Origin of the sequence: Thermus neutrinimicus (genome assembly GCF_022760955.1) — a bacterium.
Classification (GTDB): domain Bacteria; phylum Deinococcota; class Deinococci; order Deinococcales; family Thermaceae; genus Thermus; species Thermus neutrinimicus.
Genome location: NZ_JAKTNU010000010.1, coordinates 44,123 through 61,239, shown reverse-complemented (window position 1 = coordinate 61,239; position 17,117 = coordinate 44,123). Strand labels below are relative to the sequence as shown.

Here is a 17,117-nt window from a genome sequence, read left to right as displayed (position 1 = left end):
GAATCCTCCTAGGGCAAAGGTTAAGGCCCTTGATGGAAAGGCTTAGCCTACGGAGCCTTCCATCTCCAGCTCGATGAGCCGGTTCAGCTCCACCGCATACTCCAGGGGGAGCTCCTTGGCGATGGGCTCGATGAAGCCCCGCACGATGAGGGCAGCGGCCTCGTCCTCCTTAAGGCCCCGGCTCTGCAGGTAGAAGATCTGCTCGTCGTTGATCTTGGAGACCGTGGCCTCGTGGCCCACGTGGGCGGTGTTCTCCTCGATCTCGATGTAGGGGTAGGTGTCGGTGCGGCTCTCCGGGTCGATGAGGAGGGCGTCGCACTCCACGTTGGCCTTCGCGCCCTTAGCCCCCTCCAGCACCTTCACCAGTCCCCGGTAGCTGGCCCGGCCCTCCCCCTTGGAGATGCTCTTGGAGACAATGGTGCCCGAGGTGTGGGGGGCTCCCAGGATGATCTTGGCCCCGGTGTCCTGGTGCTGGCCGGTTTTGGCGAAGGCGATGGAGAGGATCTCCGTGCGGGCCCCGGGCTCCAGGAGGTAGCTGGAGGGGTACTTCATGGTGACCTTGGAGCCCAGGTTGCCGTCCAGCCACTCGTGGAAGGCATCCCCGTAGACCAGGGCCCGTTGGGTCACCAGGTTGTACATGTTGGTGGACCAGTTCTGGATGGTGGTGTAGCGGCTCCTGGCCCCCCGCTTCACCACGATCTCGATGACCCCGGTATGGAGGCTTTCCGTGGAGTACACGGGGGCGGTACACCCCTCGATGTAGTGCACCTCGGCCCCCTCGTCCACGATGATCAGGGTGCGCTCAAACTGGCCGAACTCGGGGGTGTTGACCCGGAAATAGGCCTGCAAGGGAAGCTCCACCTTCACCCCGGGGGGGATGTAGACGAAGGAGCCCCCGGACCAGGCGGCGGAGTTCAGGGCGGCGAACTTGTTGTCCTCCGGGGGGACCACCTTGGCGAAGTACTCCTTGAAGAGGTCTTCGTACTTCTTCATCCCCTCCTCAATGGCCACGAAGATGACCCCCTGCCGCTCCAGCTCCTCCCTGACCCGGTGGTAGACCATCTCCGAGTCGTACTGGGCCCCCACCCCGGCGAGCACCTTGCGCTCGGCCTCGGGGATCCCCAGGCGCTCGTAGGTGCGGCGGATCTCCTCCGGAATCTCCTCCCAGCTTTTGGCGTCCCGGGTTTCCGCGGGCTTCACGTAGTAGACCAGGTTGTCCAGATCCAGGCCCGAGAGGTCGGGGCCCCAGGTGGGCATGGGCTTCTTCTGGAAAATCTCCAAAGCCCGCAGGCGGAACTTCAGCATCCACTCGGGCTCTCCCTTGTGGTAGCTGATGGCCTCGATCACCCTTCGGGTGAGGCCCCGCTCGGCCACGAAGACCGGCTTGACCTCGTCCACGAAGTGGTACTTGTACTCTTCGCCCAGCGCCCTCAGATCGGCCTCGCTCATGCTCCCTCCTTTACCCTTTCCCGGAGCCACTCGTAGCCCTTAGCCTCCAGCTCCAGGGCCAGTTCGGGGCCGCCCTCCGCCACGATGCGCCCGTCCATCATCACGTGCACCCGGTCGGGGACGATGTAGTTCAAGAGGCGCTGGTAGTGGGTGATGACCAGGGCGCCGAAGCTGGGCCCCCGCATGGCGTTCACCCCCCGGGCCACCACCTTGAGGGCGTCGATGTCCAGCCCGGAGTCGGTCTCGTCCAAAACGGCGTAGGCGGGTTCCAGGACCAGAAGCTGGAGGATCTCGTTCCGCTTCTTCTCCCCCCCGGAAAAGCCCTCGTTGAGGTAGCGGGAGAGGTAGCCCTCGTCCCAGTCCAGAAGCTCCAGGGCCCGCTTCACCTTGGTCCAGAACTCCGCCACCCCCACCTCCCGGCCCAGCTTGGCCTGCAGGGCCAGGCGCAGGAAGTTGGCGATGGTGACCCCCGGCACCTCCACGGGGTACTGGAAGGCCAGGAAGAGGCCCTTCCTCGCCCGCTCGTCCGGGGATAGATCCAGGATGCTTTCCCCGTCCAGGAGGATATCCCCCCGTTCCACCTGGTACTCGGGGTCCCCGGCCAGGATCTTGCCCAGGGTGCTCTTCCCGGCCCCGTTGGGGCCCATGAGGGCGTGCACCTGGCCCTTGGGGACCACCAGGTTCACGCCCTTCAGGATGGTCTCGCCGTCAATGGAAGCCCAGAGGTCGCGGATTTCTAGCTGGTTCATCCTTCTGCCTCCTGATGCCGGGTCGGGTTCTTACTGCGACCCATTCGCAGCAAGAGTATAACCCCTCCACCCCTTAAAGTATAGTGATTTAGTCGGGATTTGCCAGGTGGAAGCCCAGGGCCTCGGGGAGGGCCAGGGGAGTGGGGGGAAGGCGGCTTTGCAGCTCTGGGCAGAAGCGGCCCAAGGCCCTTCCCAGCTGGAAGCGGAAGGGCTCGGGGAGGAGGCTTTTTCTCACCTCGGAAAGCTTTTGCCAGGCGGCCTCCTTCTCCCCCAGGCCCAAAAGGGACAGCACCTCCACCGCCCGGGCCTGGGCCAAAAGGCCAGGGTCTTCCAGGGGAGGCAGGGCCACCACCTGGGCCAGGGCCTCCCCCAGGTTGCCCTCGCGGACCAGGGTTTCCGCGTAGCTCAGGCGGGCCTGGGCCCTGAGGTAGGGGTTTTCCACATCCAAAAGGGGCTTTAAAAGGGCCTTCCCCTCGGCGGGGGGAAGGAGGAGGGCCAGGAGGCTTGCGGTGTCCAGCCGCAGGGCGGTGTAGCGGTCGGTGGCTTCCCTGGGGATCTCTTCCAGAAGGTCCTCGAGGAGGCGCTGGGCCGTGGGGGCGTGGAGCCCTCCCAGGAAGGGGGCCCGGTAGGGCTGGCCGGCCTCCAAAAGGAGGTAGGTGGCCCCCAGGCGGAAGAGGGTGCGCAGATGGCGGTAGCGGGCTTCCTTGGGCCTCTCTTCCGTGGAGCGAAAGTAGGCCTCGGCGGGGACCAGCAGGTTTAGGGCGGCAAAGGGACGGCCCCGGGCCGCCTCGAGGACCCCGGCCTCGCTCTCCACCCGGGCCCGGGTAAAGGGGTCCTCCGCCTCGGCCAGGGCCTTCTCCATGGCTTTCCCCGCCTCCTCGTATAGGCCCAGGCGCCGGAGGAGGGTGGCGTAGCGGGCCCGCACCCGGGCCACCTCCTCCTTGGGGGCACCCCCTTCCTCCAGGGCCTTCAGGCCCTCCTCCATGTGGGGCTTGGCCTTAAGGCTTCCCAGGCGCATGAGGAGGTCCCCCATCTGGTAACGGGCCCTGCCCAGGAGGAGGGGGTCATGGCCCACCCGGGAGAGGGCCTCCAGGGCCTCCGGGTAGCGGCCCAGGTCCTTGGCCACCAGGCCCCGCCACAGGTACACCCGGTCCTGGAGGAAGGGGGCCACGGGAAGCCCTTGGGCCTCCTCCACAAGGCGGGCCGCCTTCTCGTAATCCCCCTTCCAGCGCTCCACCGCCGCCATGACCAAAAGTCCCTCCGCCTGGGCGGTGTCGTCCAGGAGCGTTAGGTCCTCCTTGGGGGGAAGAAGCTCCTCCGCCTCCTTGTACAGGGCGGCATCCGCCTTGGCCTCCGCCCTTTTGATGCGGGCCCAGGTGCGCAAGGAAGGGTTTTGGGCCTCTGAGAGCACCCTGAGGGCCTCCTCCGCCTCGGGGTGGGCGTACTGGCCCAGGACCGCCCGGTAGCGCACCACCACCGCGGCCAGGGCCTCGAGGTCCTCCCGGGGCCAGGCCTGGGCTTCCTGCCAAAGCCCGGGGAGGAGGGCCAGCCGGGCGGGGTCCTCCTGAAGAAGATCCAAAAGCACCCCGGTCTCCCCCGCCTTATAGGCATGGTGCAGCTTGCGGAAGAGGTTCTCCTTAGGGAAAAAGGAGAGGGCTAGGCGGTGGAGTTCCCTGGGGGCCTCCTGGGGAAGCAGGCTTCTTAAGGCAGGGCGCGCCAGGCCTTCCCCCACCCAGTCCAAAAGGGCCCTTTCCGCCTGGGAAAGGCGTTCCAGGGGTTTACCCAGAGCCTTTTCCAAAAGCTCCACGGGAAAGGCGGGGTCGGCCTCGGGGCTGAAGGCGGAAAGGGCTAGGAGCAAGGGCTTTAGGGCCGGGTCGTCCTGCAGGGGGGTCTTGGGATCGTGCTTGGCGGCCTCCAGGAGGACCAGGCGGGAAAGCTCCCCAAAGTTGCGCCCCGCTTGGTTCACCAAAGCCTCAAGCCTCTCAGGGGAAAGATGGGGAAGCCGCTCCCGCACGAAGCGCCTAGCCTCCTCCCGGCTCGGGGGGGAAAGGGGCTGGTGGGGCAGGGTGGGAGGTGGCTCGCTTAGGGCCGCCACGTAGGGGATGGTCAGGGCCTTTAGGAAAGGCTCCAGCCAAGCCGCGAGCCCCCTTTGGGTGCCGTCCGGGCCCCGCAAGGGGAGGCCTTCCAGGGTTCCCTCCGCTTCAGCCCGAAGCAGTAGGGGGCGGCCTTCCCGGTTCAGGCCCCGGGCCAACAGGGCCAGAACCTCTTGTTCCAAGGCACCCTGCAGGATGTAGGGCTGGGTGGGGGAGAGCTGGGCCAAGAGGGCCCGTGCCTCCTCCCCTGCCCCCAGGCCCTCGGCCAGGGGGACCAAGGCCTGGGCCAGCTCCCCTCCCAGATTGAGCAGAAAGGGTTCCTTACCTGGCAGGGCGGAAAGGGCGCGGTTCAAAGCGGCCAGGAGGACCCCTTTCCCCGTGGCCGGCCCACCCACCACCACCATCTGGGGCTTCCCCCCGGCTTCTAGCTCTTTCAGAAAGCGGCGGAAGATGCGGCGCTTGTCCCGGCCCAAGGCCTTGCGGGCGCTTTCCAGGAACAGCTCCGCTGGGGGAGGGGGAGGGGGGAGGCCCGCCTCCTGGTACAGGTCGGCGATAACCCCGTAAAGCCTTTCCTTTTCCTCGGGGCTTCCCAGGTCCTTGTAGAGGATGTTGCGCACGGTCCCCGCCTTCCCGCCCCGCTCGGCCATGAGGGCCTCGAGCCACCTCAAGGAGCCCCGCTTGCCCCGGTGATCGCGGCCCTTGAGGTGGGGACGAAGGTCTTCCAGGTAGCGTAGCCAGGGTGTATTGGCCTCTGGCATGGTGATTACACTATATCAGCTTTGGTGTTCCTTTGGCCTACCACGAAAGAGAGCCCTGCCGCCCCCTGGACCTGGAGGGCGGCAGGGAGCCTCCCGCCGAGCCTAGTGCACGGCCTCGTTGAACTGGGCCTCCTCGGTGGAGCCCTTGAGGGCCAGGGTGGAGGCCTCCCCTTGGGTGAGGGCCAGGACCACCTCGTCAAAGTAGCCCGCCCCCACCTCCCGCTGGTGCTTCACCGCGGTGAAGCCCTGGGCCTGGGCCAGGAACTCCTTCTGCTGGAGCTCCACAAAGGCAGGCATGCCCCGGGTCTTGTAGCCCTTGGCCAGCTCCCAGGTGTAGTAGTTCACGGTGTGCCAGCCCGCCAGGGTGATGAACTGGAACTTGTACCCCATCTCCCCCAGCTCCCGGTTGAACTTGGCGATGGTTTCGTCGTCCAGGAACTTCTTCCAGTTGAAGGAGGGGGAGAGGTTGTAGGCGAGGAGCTTATCCGGGAACTCCTTCTTCACCGCCTCGGCGAACTTTCGGGCCTCCTCCAGGTCTGGCTTGGAGGTTTCCATCCAGAGGACGTCGGCGTAGGGAGCGTAGGCCAGGGCCCGGGCGATCCCCGCCTCGAGGCCATTTCTCACCCGATAGAAGCCCTCGGGGGTGCGCTCCCCCGGCAGGATAAAGGGGCGGTCCCGCTCGTCGATGTCGCTGGTGATGAGGGTGGCGGCCTCGGCGTCGGTGCGGGCGATGATCACCGTGGGCACCCCCATGATGTCCGCGGCCAGGCGGGCGGCCTGCAGGGTGCGGATGTGCTGGGAGGTGGGCACCAGGACCTTGCCTCCCAGGTGGCCGCACTTCTTCTCCGAGGCCAGCTGGTCCTCGTAGTGGATGCCGGCAGCCCCGGCCTCGATCATGGCCTTGGTGAGCTCAAAGACGTTCAGGGCCCCGCCAAAGCCCGCTTCCGCATCGGCCACTATGGGCACGTACCAGTCCCGGGTTACCTTGCCCTCAGAGCGCTCGATCAGGTCGGCTCGCATGAGGGCGTTGTTGATGCGCTTCACGATCTGGGGCACGGAGTTATAGGGATAAAGGGACTGGTCGGGGTAGGTCTGCCAGGCCAGGTTGGCGTCCGCGGCCACCTGCCAGCCGGAGAGGTAGATGGCTTCCAGGCCGGCCCGCACCATCTCCACCGCCATGGCCCCGGTGTAAGCCCCGAAGGTGTGCACGTAGGGCCGCTCGTGGAGAAGCTGCCAGAGCTTTTCCGCCCCTCGCTTGGCCAGGGTATACTCCACCTTCACGCTGGGGCGAAGCCGCACCACGTCCTCGGGCCGGTAGTCCCGCTTTACCCCCTTCCAGCGGGGGTTGGTGGCCCACTCCCGCCCGAGCTCTTCCGCTTCCTTACGCATCTCTGGGGTCAGCACGCTTAAGGGATCCATCCCTCACCTCCCAGGCCCAGTTTGGAGCTGGGAGGAGTTGCGGTGTAGGGTGTAAGGGAAGGGGCTTCACACCCCTTGGCGGTGTTTTCTCCCTCTACCTACACCGCGTCACTTCACCTGCTGGGCGGCGATGAGGAGGGGGTCCCAGACGGGGCTAAAGGGTGGGGCGTAGGCCAGGTCCAAGGCCAGCAGATCCTCCACCGTGCCCCCTTGGTGCAGGAGGGCGGCCAGGGCGTCGATGCGTAAGGCCCCGTGTCCATGGGCCACCACTGCCCCGCCAAGGAGCCTTCCCGAGCCTTCCTCGTGGACGAGTTCCACCCAAAGGGGCTGGCTTCCCGGGTAGTAGTGGGCCCCGTCCCGGCTTTGGATGAAGACCTTCTTGGCCTGGAAGCCCTCCCTAAGGGCGGCCTCTTGGGAAAGCCCCGTGGTGGCCACCGCCAGGCCAAAGGCCTTGAAGATGGCGGTGCCTACCACCCCCCCGAAGCGGGCCTCCCTGCCGGCGATGACCGCCCCGGCGGTGCGCCCGTGCTTGTTGGCCACGTCCCCCAGGGGAAGCCAGTAGGGGCGCTTGAGAACCTGGTGGAAGCTTTCCGCCACATCCCCGGCGGCGTACACCCCTTCCAGGTTGGTGCGCATCCTCTCGTCGGTGGCGATGGCCCCCGTGGGGCCCAAGGCCACCCCCATGGCCTGGGCAAGAAGGGTGTTGGGCCTGACCCCCGTGGCCACCAACACCAGGTCGGCGGCCACCACCCCTTCCGAGGTTTCCACCGCCTCCACCCGGCCCTGGCCCCTCAAGGCCTCCACCTTCACCCCGGTCCATACCTCCACCCCGTGCCGCTCCAACTCCTCCTTAAGGAGGTTCCCCACCTCCTGGTCCCAGTGGGGAAGGGGCCGGTCCTTGGCCTCCAAAAGGGTGACCTCGAGGCCCCGTTTACGGAAGGCTTCGGCCACCTCGAGGCCGATGTACCCCGCCCCCAGGATGGCGGCCCTTTGGGCCCCTTCCAGGGCCTTGAGGAGCCTTTCCCCATCCTCCATGCTCCTCAGGGTGTAGACCCCTTCCTGCTCCGTTCCGGGGATGGGGGGAAGGGTGGGCTTGGCCCCGGTGGCCAGGACCAGGTAATCGTACCGGTCGTGGAAGGTGCGGCCCTGCTGGTGGTCAAAGACGGTGAGGGTTCTGAGCTCGGAATCCACGTCCACCACCTCGTGGCGGGTGTGGATCGCGATCCCTTGTTTCCGGAACTCCTCCGGGGTTCTGGCCACCAGCTTTTCCAAACGGGGGATCTCCCCAGAGAGCACGTAAGGCAGGCCGCAGGCCCCGTAGGAAACCCATCCCGACTTCTCGTAGACCACCACCTCGAGGTCTGGGTTTTCCCGCTTGGCCTTGGCGGCGGCGGAGGCCCCGCCCGCCACCCCACCGATCACCACCATCCGCTTGCCCATAGGGGGTATTGTGCCACAGGTGGGATGGGCGGGATGTCCCGGAGGGTGGTTACCGGGGAGGGCCGGGTACCTCTTGCCGTACCAGCCGCCCTCCCCGGAGGTGCAGGATGCGTTCCGCTCGGGCGGCCAGCTCCAGGTCGTGGGTGACCAGGATGAGGGTGCGCTCCCGCCCCGCCTGAAAGAGCAGGGCCGAAACCTGCTCCCTCGAGGCGGCGTCCAGGTTGCCGGTGGGCTCGTCGGCAAAGAGGATGGGGGGGTCTAGGGCCAGGGCCCGGGCCAGGGCCACCCGCTGCTGCTCCCCCCCGGAAAGGCGGCTTGGCAGGTGGTGGGCCCTTTCCAGAAGCCCCACCCTTTCTAGGAGCTCCAGGGCCCTTTCCTTGCGGGCTTTGGGGGGAAGGCCTGCGAGGAGGAGGGGGAAGGCCACGTTCTCCCAGGCGGTGAGGGTGGGGATGAGGTTCCACTGCTGGAAGACGAAGCCCATGTGCTTAAGCCGTACCTCGGCCCTTTGATCCTCGGAAAGGCGGTTTAGGGCCAGCTCCCCCAGGTACACCCCGCCTTCCGTGGGCAGGTCAAAGCCCGCAAGGAGGTTTAGCAAGGTGGTTTTGCCGCTCCCCGAGGGCCCCACCACCGCGGTGCTCCCCTGGGGAAAGGCGAAGGTAAACCCCTCCAGGGCCACCACCTCCTTATCCCCTTGCCGGTAGCGCTTACCGAGATTTTCCGCTCGCAGGAGGCTCGTCATGTCGTCTCCCATCTCCCGGCTTCTCCAGAAGGGCCTGCGGGAAGCGGGTCCACCCCCGGCCAGGCCGAGGCGGCATCAAACCCTCCCCAAGGCTTCCACCACGGGTATGCGGCTGGCGTGGTAGGCGGGAAGGAGCCCCGCGGAAAGCCCAAGCCCCAGGGCCACCAGGAGGGCGAAGAGGGAAAGCCTAAAGGTGACGGCGGAAAGGGCCAGGCCCACCTGATCCAGGGTATAGAGGTTGATGGCATGGGAAACCACGCTTCCCAAGGCCAGGCCCAGGGCTCCACCCAAGGAGGCCAGAAGAAGGGCTTCCAGCACCACCAGCCGGAAGATGAAGCCCCGCTTGGCCCCCAGGGCCCGCATGACCCCGAACTCCCGGGTGCGCTCGTACACGGACATCATCACCGTGTTGGCCACCAGAAGCCCTCCCACCACCAGGGCCACCAGGCTGATGCCGAAGCGCACCAGGTCGCTGATGCGCAAGGCCCTTTCCGCAAAACGCATCACATCCCCCGTGGTCTGGGCCTTGAGGCCTGGGAGGCGGGCCTCGAGGGCCCGGGCCACCTCCTCCGCCTTCTGCCCAGGGTTTAGCGCCACGAGGAGCGCGGTGTAGTTCCCCGTGCCCAGGACCTCCTGAAGGGGTTGTAGGGGCACGAAGATGAGGTTATCGGCAAGCCCCCCGCTTTCCTCGAGGATGCCCTCCACCCGTAGCTCCACCCGGGGGGAAAGCCGAAGGGGGTTTCCCAAGGCAAGCTGGCTTCGCTTGGCCACCTTGGCCCCCACGATGGCTCCCTTGGCCGAGGGAAGAAGCCGGCCTTCCCTAGCCCTCACCCCGGGGTAGAGGAGGTCCGGGGCCACCCCTTCGGGCAGGCCTTGGAAGAAGAAGCTGGTTTGGGGGTCAAACCCTCCCCGGGCCAGGAAGAGGGTGGGGATGATGCCCCTTACCCCCAGCTCCTTTCCCGCCTCCAGGGCCCGCCGGTACTCCTCGGGGGTGATCTCGGGGTAGCCGGAAAACCCTAGGTCCTCCACCCCCTCGGGCACCAGCTGGATGGCGGGGCCCACCCGGGATAGCTCCTGGGCCAGGGAGCGCCTCAAGCCCTCCCCGAAGGAGAGGAAGAGGACCATGCTGGTGGTGGCGATGAGCACGCCCAAGAGGGTGAGGAGGCTGCGCACGGGACGGGCCAGGAGGTTGCGAAGGACCAGGCGAAAAAGCTCCATGGGTCCAAGCTTACCCCCGGGGTAGGGGATGGGAGTGTGGAGGCGCCTACGGAAGGGATAGCCGGCGTCCTAAAGGAGCCTTTCCACAAAGCGGGTCTCCATCTCCTCCAGGAACTGGCTGGGGTCCACCCTCTGGCGTTCGGGGTGCCCGTAGTAGGCCTTTTCCGCCTCCTGAAAGTTCTCGTGGCCCACGAACCACAAAAACTCCCGCTCCCCGATCCAGTAGGCCCCCAACACCTGAAAGCCCGTAGCCTGGCGCAAGGGGACGATGACCTCCAAAAACACCTTTTGAAAGGCCTCCCTGGTGCCTTCCTTAAGCCGGTAACGGCGCATCTGGACCGTCACGATCTTAGCTTACAGCCTATAATCAAAGGCATGCGCACGGCGGAGATCCGGGAAAAGTACCTCTCCTTTTTCGAGGGAAAGGGGCACCTGCGCCTCCCCTCCTTCAGCCTCATCCCTGAGAACGACCCCTCCTTGCTCTTCACCTCCGCGGGCATGGCCCCCCTAAAGCCCTACTTCCTGGGGGCCAAGCCCATCTTCGGGGGCAAGGAGTGGCGACGGATCACCACTTGTCAGAAGTGCCTCAGGGTGGGGGACATCGAAAACGTGGGGCGCACGGGCCGGCACAACACCTTCTTTGAGATGCTGGGCAACTTCTCCTTCGGGGACTACTTCAAGAAGGAGGCCATCCTCTGGGCCTGGGAGTTCCTCACCGACCCCAAGTGGTTGGGACTGGATCCCGATCGGCTTTGGGTCACGGTCTACGAGGACGACGACGAGGCCTACGCCATCTGGCGGGACCTGGTGGGGGTCCCCGAGGAGAGGATCGGCCGCTTTGGGGAGGACGAGAACTACTGGCCGGGAGGGGCCATCACCCACGGGCCCAATGGGCCTTCTGGCCCCTGCTCGGAGATCTTCTACGACCGGGGCCCGGCCTTCGGCACCCCCGACGAAACCGGCCCCAACACGGGAAGCGGCGACCGCTTCGTGGAGATCTGGAACCTGGTCTTCACCCAATACGACCGCCAGGGCCCCATCCCCGGCCCCGGAATCCTCAAGCCCCTGCCCCAGAAGAACATCGACACCGGCATGGGCCTGTACCGGGTGGCGGCCATCCTGCAGGATGTGGAGGACTTCTACCGCACGGACACCTTCTACCCCATCATCGAGCGGGTGGCCCTGTGGAGCGGAAAGCCCTACGAGGGGAAGGCCTCGGTGAGCCACCGGGTGATCGCCGACCACGTCCGGGCGGTGGTGGCGGCCTTGGCCGATGGGGTGACCTTCTCCAACACCGGCCGGGGCTACGTGATCCGCAGGTTGCTTCGCCGGGCCCTTCGCCACGGTTACCTTTTGGGCCTAAAGGAACCCTTCCTCCACCGCCTGGCCCCGGTGGTGGCGGAGCTTCTTGGGGACTTCTACCCGGAGATGCGGGAGAACCTTCCCGCGGTGGAGAAGCAGGTCCGCCTCGAGGAGGAGCGCTTCCTGGAAACCCTGGAAGGGGGCTTGAGGCGGCTGGACACCCTGCTTTCGGGCCTTAAGCCCGGGGAGGTGCTTTCGGGAGCGGAGGCCTTCCGCCTCTACGACACATACGGTTTCCCCCTGGACCTCACGGTGGAGATCGCTGCGGAAAGGGGTTTCGGCGTGGACACCGAGGGCTTCAAAAGGGCCATGGAGGAGCAGCAGGAGCGTTCCCGGGCGGCCATGGCCTTTGAGCGGGAGATCTTCAAGAAAAGCGCCCAGGTGTTGGAGGAGCTCTATGCGGAACGGGGGGCCACGGAGTTTTTGGGCTACGGGACCCTCGAGGCGGAGGGCACCGTCTTGGCCCTTCTGGCCGGGGATCAAAGCCTAGAGGAGGTAGGTCCCGGCACCGAGGTCCAGGTGGTCTTGGACCGGACCCCCTTCTATGCGGAAGGGGGTGGCCAGATCGGGGACTTTGGCCACCTGGAGTGGCCCTCGGGCCGGGCCAGGGTGGAGACCACCCTCAAGACGGAGAAGGGGATCTTCCTGCACCGGGCCAGGGTGGAGGAGGGTACCTTGCGGGTGGGGGAGCGGGTGCGGGCGGTGGTGGACCCCGCCCGTCGGGACACGGAGCGCCACCACACCGCCACCCACCTCCTCCACGCTGCCCTTAGGGCGGTCCTGGGCCCCCATGTGCGCCAGGCAGGGAGCCTGGTGGCCCCGGATCGCCTGCGCTTTGACTTCACCCACCCCGAGCCCCTCACCCAGGAGGAGCTTGAGCGCATCGAGCTATTGGTGAACCGCTGGATCCTGGCGGACTTCCCCGTCAGCTGGCGTTACCTGCCCTTGGAGGAGGCCAAGCGGGAGGGGGCCATGGCCCTTTTCGGGGAGAAGTACGGGGAGGTGGTGCGGGTGGTGCGGGTGGAGGGAAGCCCCCTGCCCGGGGTGGAGTCCAAGGAGCTTTGCGGGGGCACCCACGTGCGGCGCACGGGGGAGATCGGGGCCTTCCTCATCCAGAGGGAGGAGGCGGTCTCCGCCGGGGTGAGGCGCCTGGAGGCGGTGGCCGGGGAGTGGGCGGTGCGCTTCGCCCGCGGGGCCTTGAACCGCATGAGGGCTTTGGCCGAGAGGCTTTCCGTGGGTGAGGCTAACCTGGAGGAGCGGCTGGAAAGGCTCCTGCAGGAGCTTAAGGCCAAGGAGAAGGAGGTGGAAAGCCTTAAGGCGCGCCTGGTGCAGGCGGAGCTTAGGAAGGAGATCGCCCTCCCGGAGAAGGGAGGCCTGCGCTACGGGGTGCTGGAGCTTTCCGGGGTGGATGTGGCCGCCTTGCGCCAGGCGGCGGACGACCTGGTGGCCAAGGGGGCGGATGTGGCCCTGGTCCTGAGCGGGGGGCAGGCGGTGCTGAAGCTTTCCCCTAGGGCCCAGGAAAGGGGCCTCGAGGCGGGGACCCTCTTCCGGGCCCTCACCGAACGGGCAGGGGGCCGGGGGGGTGGCAAGGGGTCCTTGGCCCAGGGGGCGGGCCTCTCGCCGGAGAGGGTGCGGGAGGTCCTTCCTGAGCTTCTTTCCTAAGGCGTCTGGCAGGGGGCACCCTTCCCCGGTACAATGAGCCCATGGCCATGTCCCTGAGCCTGGTGGCGGTGGCCCTATCCTGGGCCCTTTTCGGCCTCACGTTTAGGCGGTATCAAGGGCGCCCTTCCCTGCATAACGCCCTCTACTCCCTGGGCCTTTTCCTCTTTGCCCTGGCGGTTTCCGCCGAGCTTTTGGCCAAGCTCCTGGGTGCCTGGAACCCCTTCCTCTACCGGCTTTGGTACCTCGCCGGGGCCATGCACGGGGTGACCTTCTTGGGCTTGGGAAGCCTGGCCCTTCTGAACCCCAAGTTAGCCCGGGGGCTTCTTTGGGTGCTTTTACCCTTCATCCTCTACGGGCTTTTCCTGGTGGCCTCGGCACCTTTGGACTTTTCCCGGCTCCCCTTCCCCCATGCTCCTTTGGGCCAGGCCTTCCCCGAGCCCAGCCTCACCTCGCCCAGGCTTTGGACCATTCCCTTTAACCTCCTGGGCACGGTGCTAATGGCAGGGGTGGCCCTCTACACCACCCTCCTCTTTTGGCGGAGGAATCCCCTAAGGGCCCAAGGCACGGGCCTCATCTTCCTGGCGGCCATGGTGTTGGCCTCCACCAGCACCTTGAACCGCTTTGGGGTGGTGGGCCTCGAGGAGGCGGGAAGGGCTTTTGGCGTGGCCCTCCTTTACCTGGGGGTGGTTTTGGCGGATCGCAGCGTGCAGTATGCGTCTCGGCGCGCTTGACGTGGGGCAGGCCAGGATCGGCCTGGCGGTGGGGGAGGAGGGAAGCCCCTTTGCCTTCGGCCGGGGCTATCTGGTCCGGAAAAGCCTGGAGGAGGACGTGGCCGCCCTCCTGGACTTCGTGCGCCGGGAGGGATTGGGGAAGCTGGTGGTGGGCCTTCCCCTGCGCACCGATCTCAAGGAAAGTGCCCAGGCCAAGCGGGTCCTTCCCCTGGTGGAGGCCTTGAGGGCTAAGGGCGTGGAGGTGGAGCTATATGACGAGCGCTACACCACCCAGGCGGCATCCAGGTGCCTGAAACACGCCCCCAAGCGGGTTCGCCGGGAGAAGGGCCGGTTGGACGAGATGAGCGCGGTGGTCCTTTTGGAGGGCTATCTTGCGGGAAGGCTCTAGGCGCTGGCTGTGGCGGGGGGTGGTGGTCCTTTTCGTCACCTTCGCCCTTCTCCTCTTCTACGCCCTCTGGCTTTTGGGTCCCACGGGGAAGGAGGCCACGGTGCGCATTCCCCGCGGGGCCAAGGGACAGGAGGTGGCCAGGATCCTGGAGGAGGCAGGGCTTTTGCGCTCCGGGTATCTCTTTTCCGCTTACCTCCGCTTCTCCGGCCGGGCCAAGAGGCTGGTCCCCGGCGTCTACCGCCTCAAGGGGGAAGGGGCCTTCCGCTTGGCCCGGGCCCTCACGGGAGGGGAGAAGCCCCTCACGGTCACCCTCACCTTCCCGGAGGGGGAAAGGGCGGTGGACTATGCCAAAAGGCTCTCCCGGGCAGGCCTGGATGGGGAGGGTTTTCTAAGGATTGTCCAGGAACCCGGCGCCTTGCGCCCCCCCTACGTGGAGGGCAGGACCCTGGAGGGCTACCTCTTCCCCGCCACCTACACCTTTGACCTCCTGGTCACCCCCGAGGAGGTGGTGCGGGCCCTTCTCCGCCGCTTTGAGGCCGAGCTCACCCCCCTGGTGAGGCGCCTTTTGGCGGAGAGGGGGCTTTCCGTGCACGCTTGGGTTACCCTGGCCTCCATCGTCCAGGCGGAGGCGGGGAGGCCTGAGGAGATGCCCAAGATCGCCGGGGTTTTCCTGAACCGGCTGGAAAAGGGCATGCCCCTGCAGGCGGACCCCACCGTGGCCTATGCCCTGGGGAAAAGGCTTCCCGAGCTTTCCCGGAAGGCGGGGGATTTCGCCCACGACTCCCCCTACAACACCTACCGCTATGCGGGGCTTCCCCCGGGGCCCATAGGCAACCCGGGGCGGGAGGCCCTCCTTGCCGTGCTCAATCCCGTGCGAACCGACCCCAAGGGGCGCCCTTACCTTTACTTTTTCCATGCCAAGGGGGAGCTTTTCCTCAACACCACCTTTGAGGCCCACCTGGAGGACCTCCGCCTACACCGTTATTCCTCCCCGTGACGCAAAAGCCTTAGCTGGGCGTAGGCGAAAAGAAGGGTGAGGAGGAGGATGACCACGGTGACCGCGGCGGCGTACCCCAGCCGGAAGTTTTCAAACCCCGACTCGTAAAGGTAGTAGCCCAGGACCCGGGTGGCCCCGTAGGGCCCCCCGCGGGTGAGGAGGAAGACCGCCGAGTAGGACTGCAAGGAGAGGATGGTGCCCACCACCACCAAAAAGGCCACCGCGGGGCGCATGAGGGGCAGGACCACGTGGCGGAAGGCCTCCAAGGGCCCGGCCCCGTCCACGTAGGCAGCTTCCAGAAGGGACTTGGGGATGGCCTTAAGCCGGGCCGAGGCCACCAGGACGCCATACCCCAGGTGTCGCCACAGGGTGAAGAGGACCACCATGGCCAAGGCCCAAAACCCCTCCCGGTCCCAAGGGGGGATGGGCAGGAACTGGGCCAGGGCCCCGTACTCGGGGGTGAAGAGGGTGTACCAGCTTAGGGTGGCCCCGCCCAGGGTAACCAGCCCGGGCAGGAAAAGAAGGCTTTTGGCAAAGCGCTCGTAAGGGGCCCCCTCCAAGGCCACCGCCAGGGCGATGGAAAGGCCCACGAAAAGGGGCAGGGCCAGGAGCATGAACTTAAGGGTCACCCAGAGGCTTCCCCAGAAGGCGGGGTCTTGGAAAAGATCCCGGTAGTTTTTGAGCCCCACCGGCTTGGGCTCGGAAAGCCCCGACCAGTCCCAGGTGGAAAAGCGGATCACATCCAAAAAGGGGTAGAGGATGAAGACCCCCAGGGTGAGGAGGGAAGGAAGGGAGAAGAGGACAAGGGGAAGGCGCCGCACGGGTTACCAAAGATAAAGGAGGCTTAGCAGGAAGGGATACCGGTCAGAGGTGGAAACCTCCAGGGCCAGGGGTTCCAGATAGAGCCTAAACCCCGCCCCCCAGGCCAGGTGAAAGCCCCCTTGGTAGCCCAGGCTCCCATGGGCGGAGAGGGCACCCCCCGGCACCTCGAGGCTCACCACCGGCCCCAGGTGTACCCCAAAGGGGTAGCGGAGGTCCAGGCCCAGGCCCACCGAGGTGTAGAGGTCCGCCAGGACCAAGCCGGGGAAGAGGTTGGCCTTAAAAAGGGCGAAGGCCTCGGGGTTTTGCGCGAGGAGGACCTGGAGGTCCAGCCCCGTGTCGATCCCCAAGGGGCTAAAGGGCAAAAGGGCGCTTCCTTGCAGGTAGACGCCCTTGTCCGGGGCGTACCCCAGGCCCAGGGTGTTTTCCGGGTAGGCGGGGGCCTGGGCCAGGGAGAGGCCGAGGGCCAAGAGGAGAAGGGCGGTAATACGCTTCATATCTCCCCTATCTTAACAGGCGGGCGCTCCCTTTCTGGGCTTCGCCCTCTAGAAGCCGTACAATTCCTTCATGACATCGATGGTCTTCTCCCTCGAGGCCCGCCCCGGCCTAGCCCCCCTAAAGGACCAGCCCCTCCTCATCCTGGTGGGCCTCACCGGGGTGGGGAAGAGCACCCTGGTGGAGGCCCTGGGCTTTCCCCGGCTTCCTGACCGGAGGGAGCTGGTGGACCTCTACGTCCTCCCCCGTTACGGCGTAACCCCGCCCATCCCCCGGGAGGAGCGCTTCCGCCTGACCCGCCGTTTCCGGGAGGAGTTCCCGGGAGGGGTGGCGGAGGTCCTGGCCCGGGGGTTTGTGGAGCCCCTTGTCCCCCTGCTTTTTGACGGACTTCGGGGGGAGGCGGAGGTGGCCTATGCCTTGGAGCACCTTCCCAAGGCCCTCTTCGTGGTGCTCCACGCCCGGGAGGCCACCCGGCTTAAGCGCCTCCTTTCCCGCCAAGACGCCTTTGACCGGGTGAGGCTAAGCCCCGAGGAGATGGCGGAGCTAAGGGCGTGGGCGGAAGGGGTGCTTTCCCCGGAGGAGCTGGAGGAGGCCCTGGCCTTGGCTCCATGGGAGGAGGTCTTGGCCAAGCTCAAGATCGTGGCCGAGGAGAAGCGGAACTACGATCCCTTAGGCCCCTTGCGCCTCCTTCAGGGCCACCCCCGGGCCCTCATCCTGGACACGGAAAGGCTATCCCTTGAGGAGGAGGTGGGGGCGGTTAGGGGCTTCCTCAAGCGTCTTGGCCTCTAAAATGGCCTC

Annotated in this window: 15 protein-coding genes; 5 read left to right on the top strand and 10 right to left on the bottom strand. The window is 66.4% G+C overall.

Translation table 11 applies throughout. The annotated features are described in order from the left end of the window. Positions 1-42: 42 nt before the first annotated feature. The 8 genes from sufB to L0C59_RS07365 all read right to left on the bottom strand — a co-directional run bounded on the left by sufB (position 43) and on the right by L0C59_RS07365 (position 10,210). Entirely contained in the window at positions 43-1,449 is a 1,407-nt protein-coding gene (sufB, locus tag L0C59_RS07400; protein ID WP_243090718.1) for a Fe-S cluster assembly protein SufB, read from the bottom strand. Further along, positions 1,446-2,198: a Fe-S cluster assembly ATPase SufC gene (sufC, locus tag L0C59_RS07395; RefSeq protein ID WP_243090717.1), complete on the bottom strand. Its 753-nt coding sequence runs from the start codon at positions 2,196-2,198 to the stop codon at positions 1,446-1,448. The genes sufB and sufC overlap by 4 nt, the downstream gene beginning before the upstream one ends. Positions 2,199-2,286: 88 nt before the next feature. Next, positions 2,287-5,049, bottom strand: coding sequence for a hypothetical protein (locus tag L0C59_RS07390; RefSeq protein WP_243090716.1), 2,763 nt, complete (start codon positions 5,047-5,049; stop codon positions 2,287-2,289). 102 nt (positions 5,050-5,151) lie between these two features. Continuing rightward, positions 5,152-6,468 carry an isocitrate lyase gene (gene aceA / locus L0C59_RS07385; protein ID WP_243090715.1) on the bottom strand — a complete coding sequence of 439 codons (1,317 nt, stop codon included), beginning with the start codon at positions 6,466-6,468 and terminating at the stop codon, positions 5,152-5,154. A 108-nt stretch (positions 6,469-6,576) separates the two neighbouring features. Beyond that, complete coding sequence (locus L0C59_RS07380) at positions 6,577-7,908, bottom strand: FAD-dependent oxidoreductase (protein ID WP_243090714.1); 1,332 nt, start codon at positions 7,906-7,908, stop codon at positions 6,577-6,579. Between the two features lie 49 nt (positions 7,909-7,957). Beyond that, positions 7,958-8,647, bottom strand: a complete 690-nt coding sequence (locus tag L0C59_RS07375; RefSeq protein WP_243090734.1) for an ABC transporter ATP-binding protein — start codon at positions 8,645-8,647, stop codon at positions 7,958-7,960. A 75-nt stretch (positions 8,648-8,722) separates the two neighbouring features. After that, complete coding sequence (locus L0C59_RS07370) at positions 8,723-9,865, bottom strand: ABC transporter permease (RefSeq protein ID WP_243090713.1); 1,143 nt, start codon at positions 9,863-9,865, stop codon at positions 8,723-8,725. 69 nt (positions 9,866-9,934) lie between these two features. After that, positions 9,935-10,210: an NIPSNAP family containing protein gene (locus L0C59_RS07365; RefSeq protein ID WP_243090712.1), complete on the bottom strand. Its 276-nt coding sequence runs from the start codon at positions 10,208-10,210 to the stop codon at positions 9,935-9,937. 30 nt (positions 10,211-10,240) lie between these two features. Between L0C59_RS07365 and alaS the strand changes: the two genes are divergently transcribed. From alaS to mltG, 4 genes are read left to right on the top strand one after another with little or no spacing between them, the layout of a single operon-like run. Further along, positions 10,241-12,889 carry an alanine--tRNA ligase gene (alaS, locus tag L0C59_RS07360; protein WP_243090711.1) on the top strand — a complete coding sequence of 883 codons (2,649 nt, stop codon included), beginning with the start codon at positions 10,241-10,243 and terminating at the stop codon, positions 12,887-12,889. Positions 12,890-12,936: 47 nt separating this feature from the next. Then, positions 12,937-13,620, top strand: coding sequence for a hypothetical protein (locus tag L0C59_RS07355; RefSeq protein WP_243090733.1), 684 nt, complete (start codon positions 12,937-12,939; stop codon positions 13,618-13,620). Beyond that, on the top strand, positions 13,601-14,008 hold the full coding sequence (gene ruvX / locus L0C59_RS07350) for a Holliday junction resolvase RuvX (RefSeq protein WP_243090710.1): 408 nt from the start codon (positions 13,601-13,603) through the stop codon (positions 14,006-14,008). Before L0C59_RS07355 ends, ruvX begins: the two co-directional genes overlap by 20 nt. After that, entirely contained in the window at positions 13,992-15,005 is a 1,014-nt protein-coding gene (gene mltG / locus L0C59_RS07345; RefSeq protein ID WP_243090709.1) for an endolytic transglycosylase MltG, read from the top strand. Before ruvX ends, mltG begins: the two co-directional genes overlap by 17 nt. Here mltG and L0C59_RS07340 read toward each other — a convergent pair. Both L0C59_RS07340 and L0C59_RS07335 read right to left on the bottom strand, forming a co-directional pair. Next, complete coding sequence (locus tag L0C59_RS07340) at positions 14,990-15,826, bottom strand: carbohydrate ABC transporter permease (RefSeq protein ID WP_243090708.1); 837 nt, start codon at positions 15,824-15,826, stop codon at positions 14,990-14,992. The two genes, mltG and L0C59_RS07340, sit on opposite strands and share 16 nt — an antisense overlap. A gap of 3 nt (positions 15,827-15,829) precedes the next feature. After that, on the bottom strand, positions 15,830-16,321 hold the full coding sequence (locus L0C59_RS07335) for a bioflim formation protein (protein WP_243090707.1): 492 nt from the start codon (positions 16,319-16,321) through the stop codon (positions 15,830-15,832). A gap of 70 nt (positions 16,322-16,391) precedes the next feature. On the opposite strand from L0C59_RS07335, the gene L0C59_RS07330 reads away from it, so the two are divergent. Next, positions 16,392-17,108 (top strand): AAA family ATPase, encoded by a 717-nt coding sequence (locus tag L0C59_RS07330; RefSeq protein ID WP_243090706.1) that lies wholly within the window; start codon positions 16,392-16,394, stop codon positions 17,106-17,108. Positions 17,109-17,117: the final 9 nt, after the last annotated feature.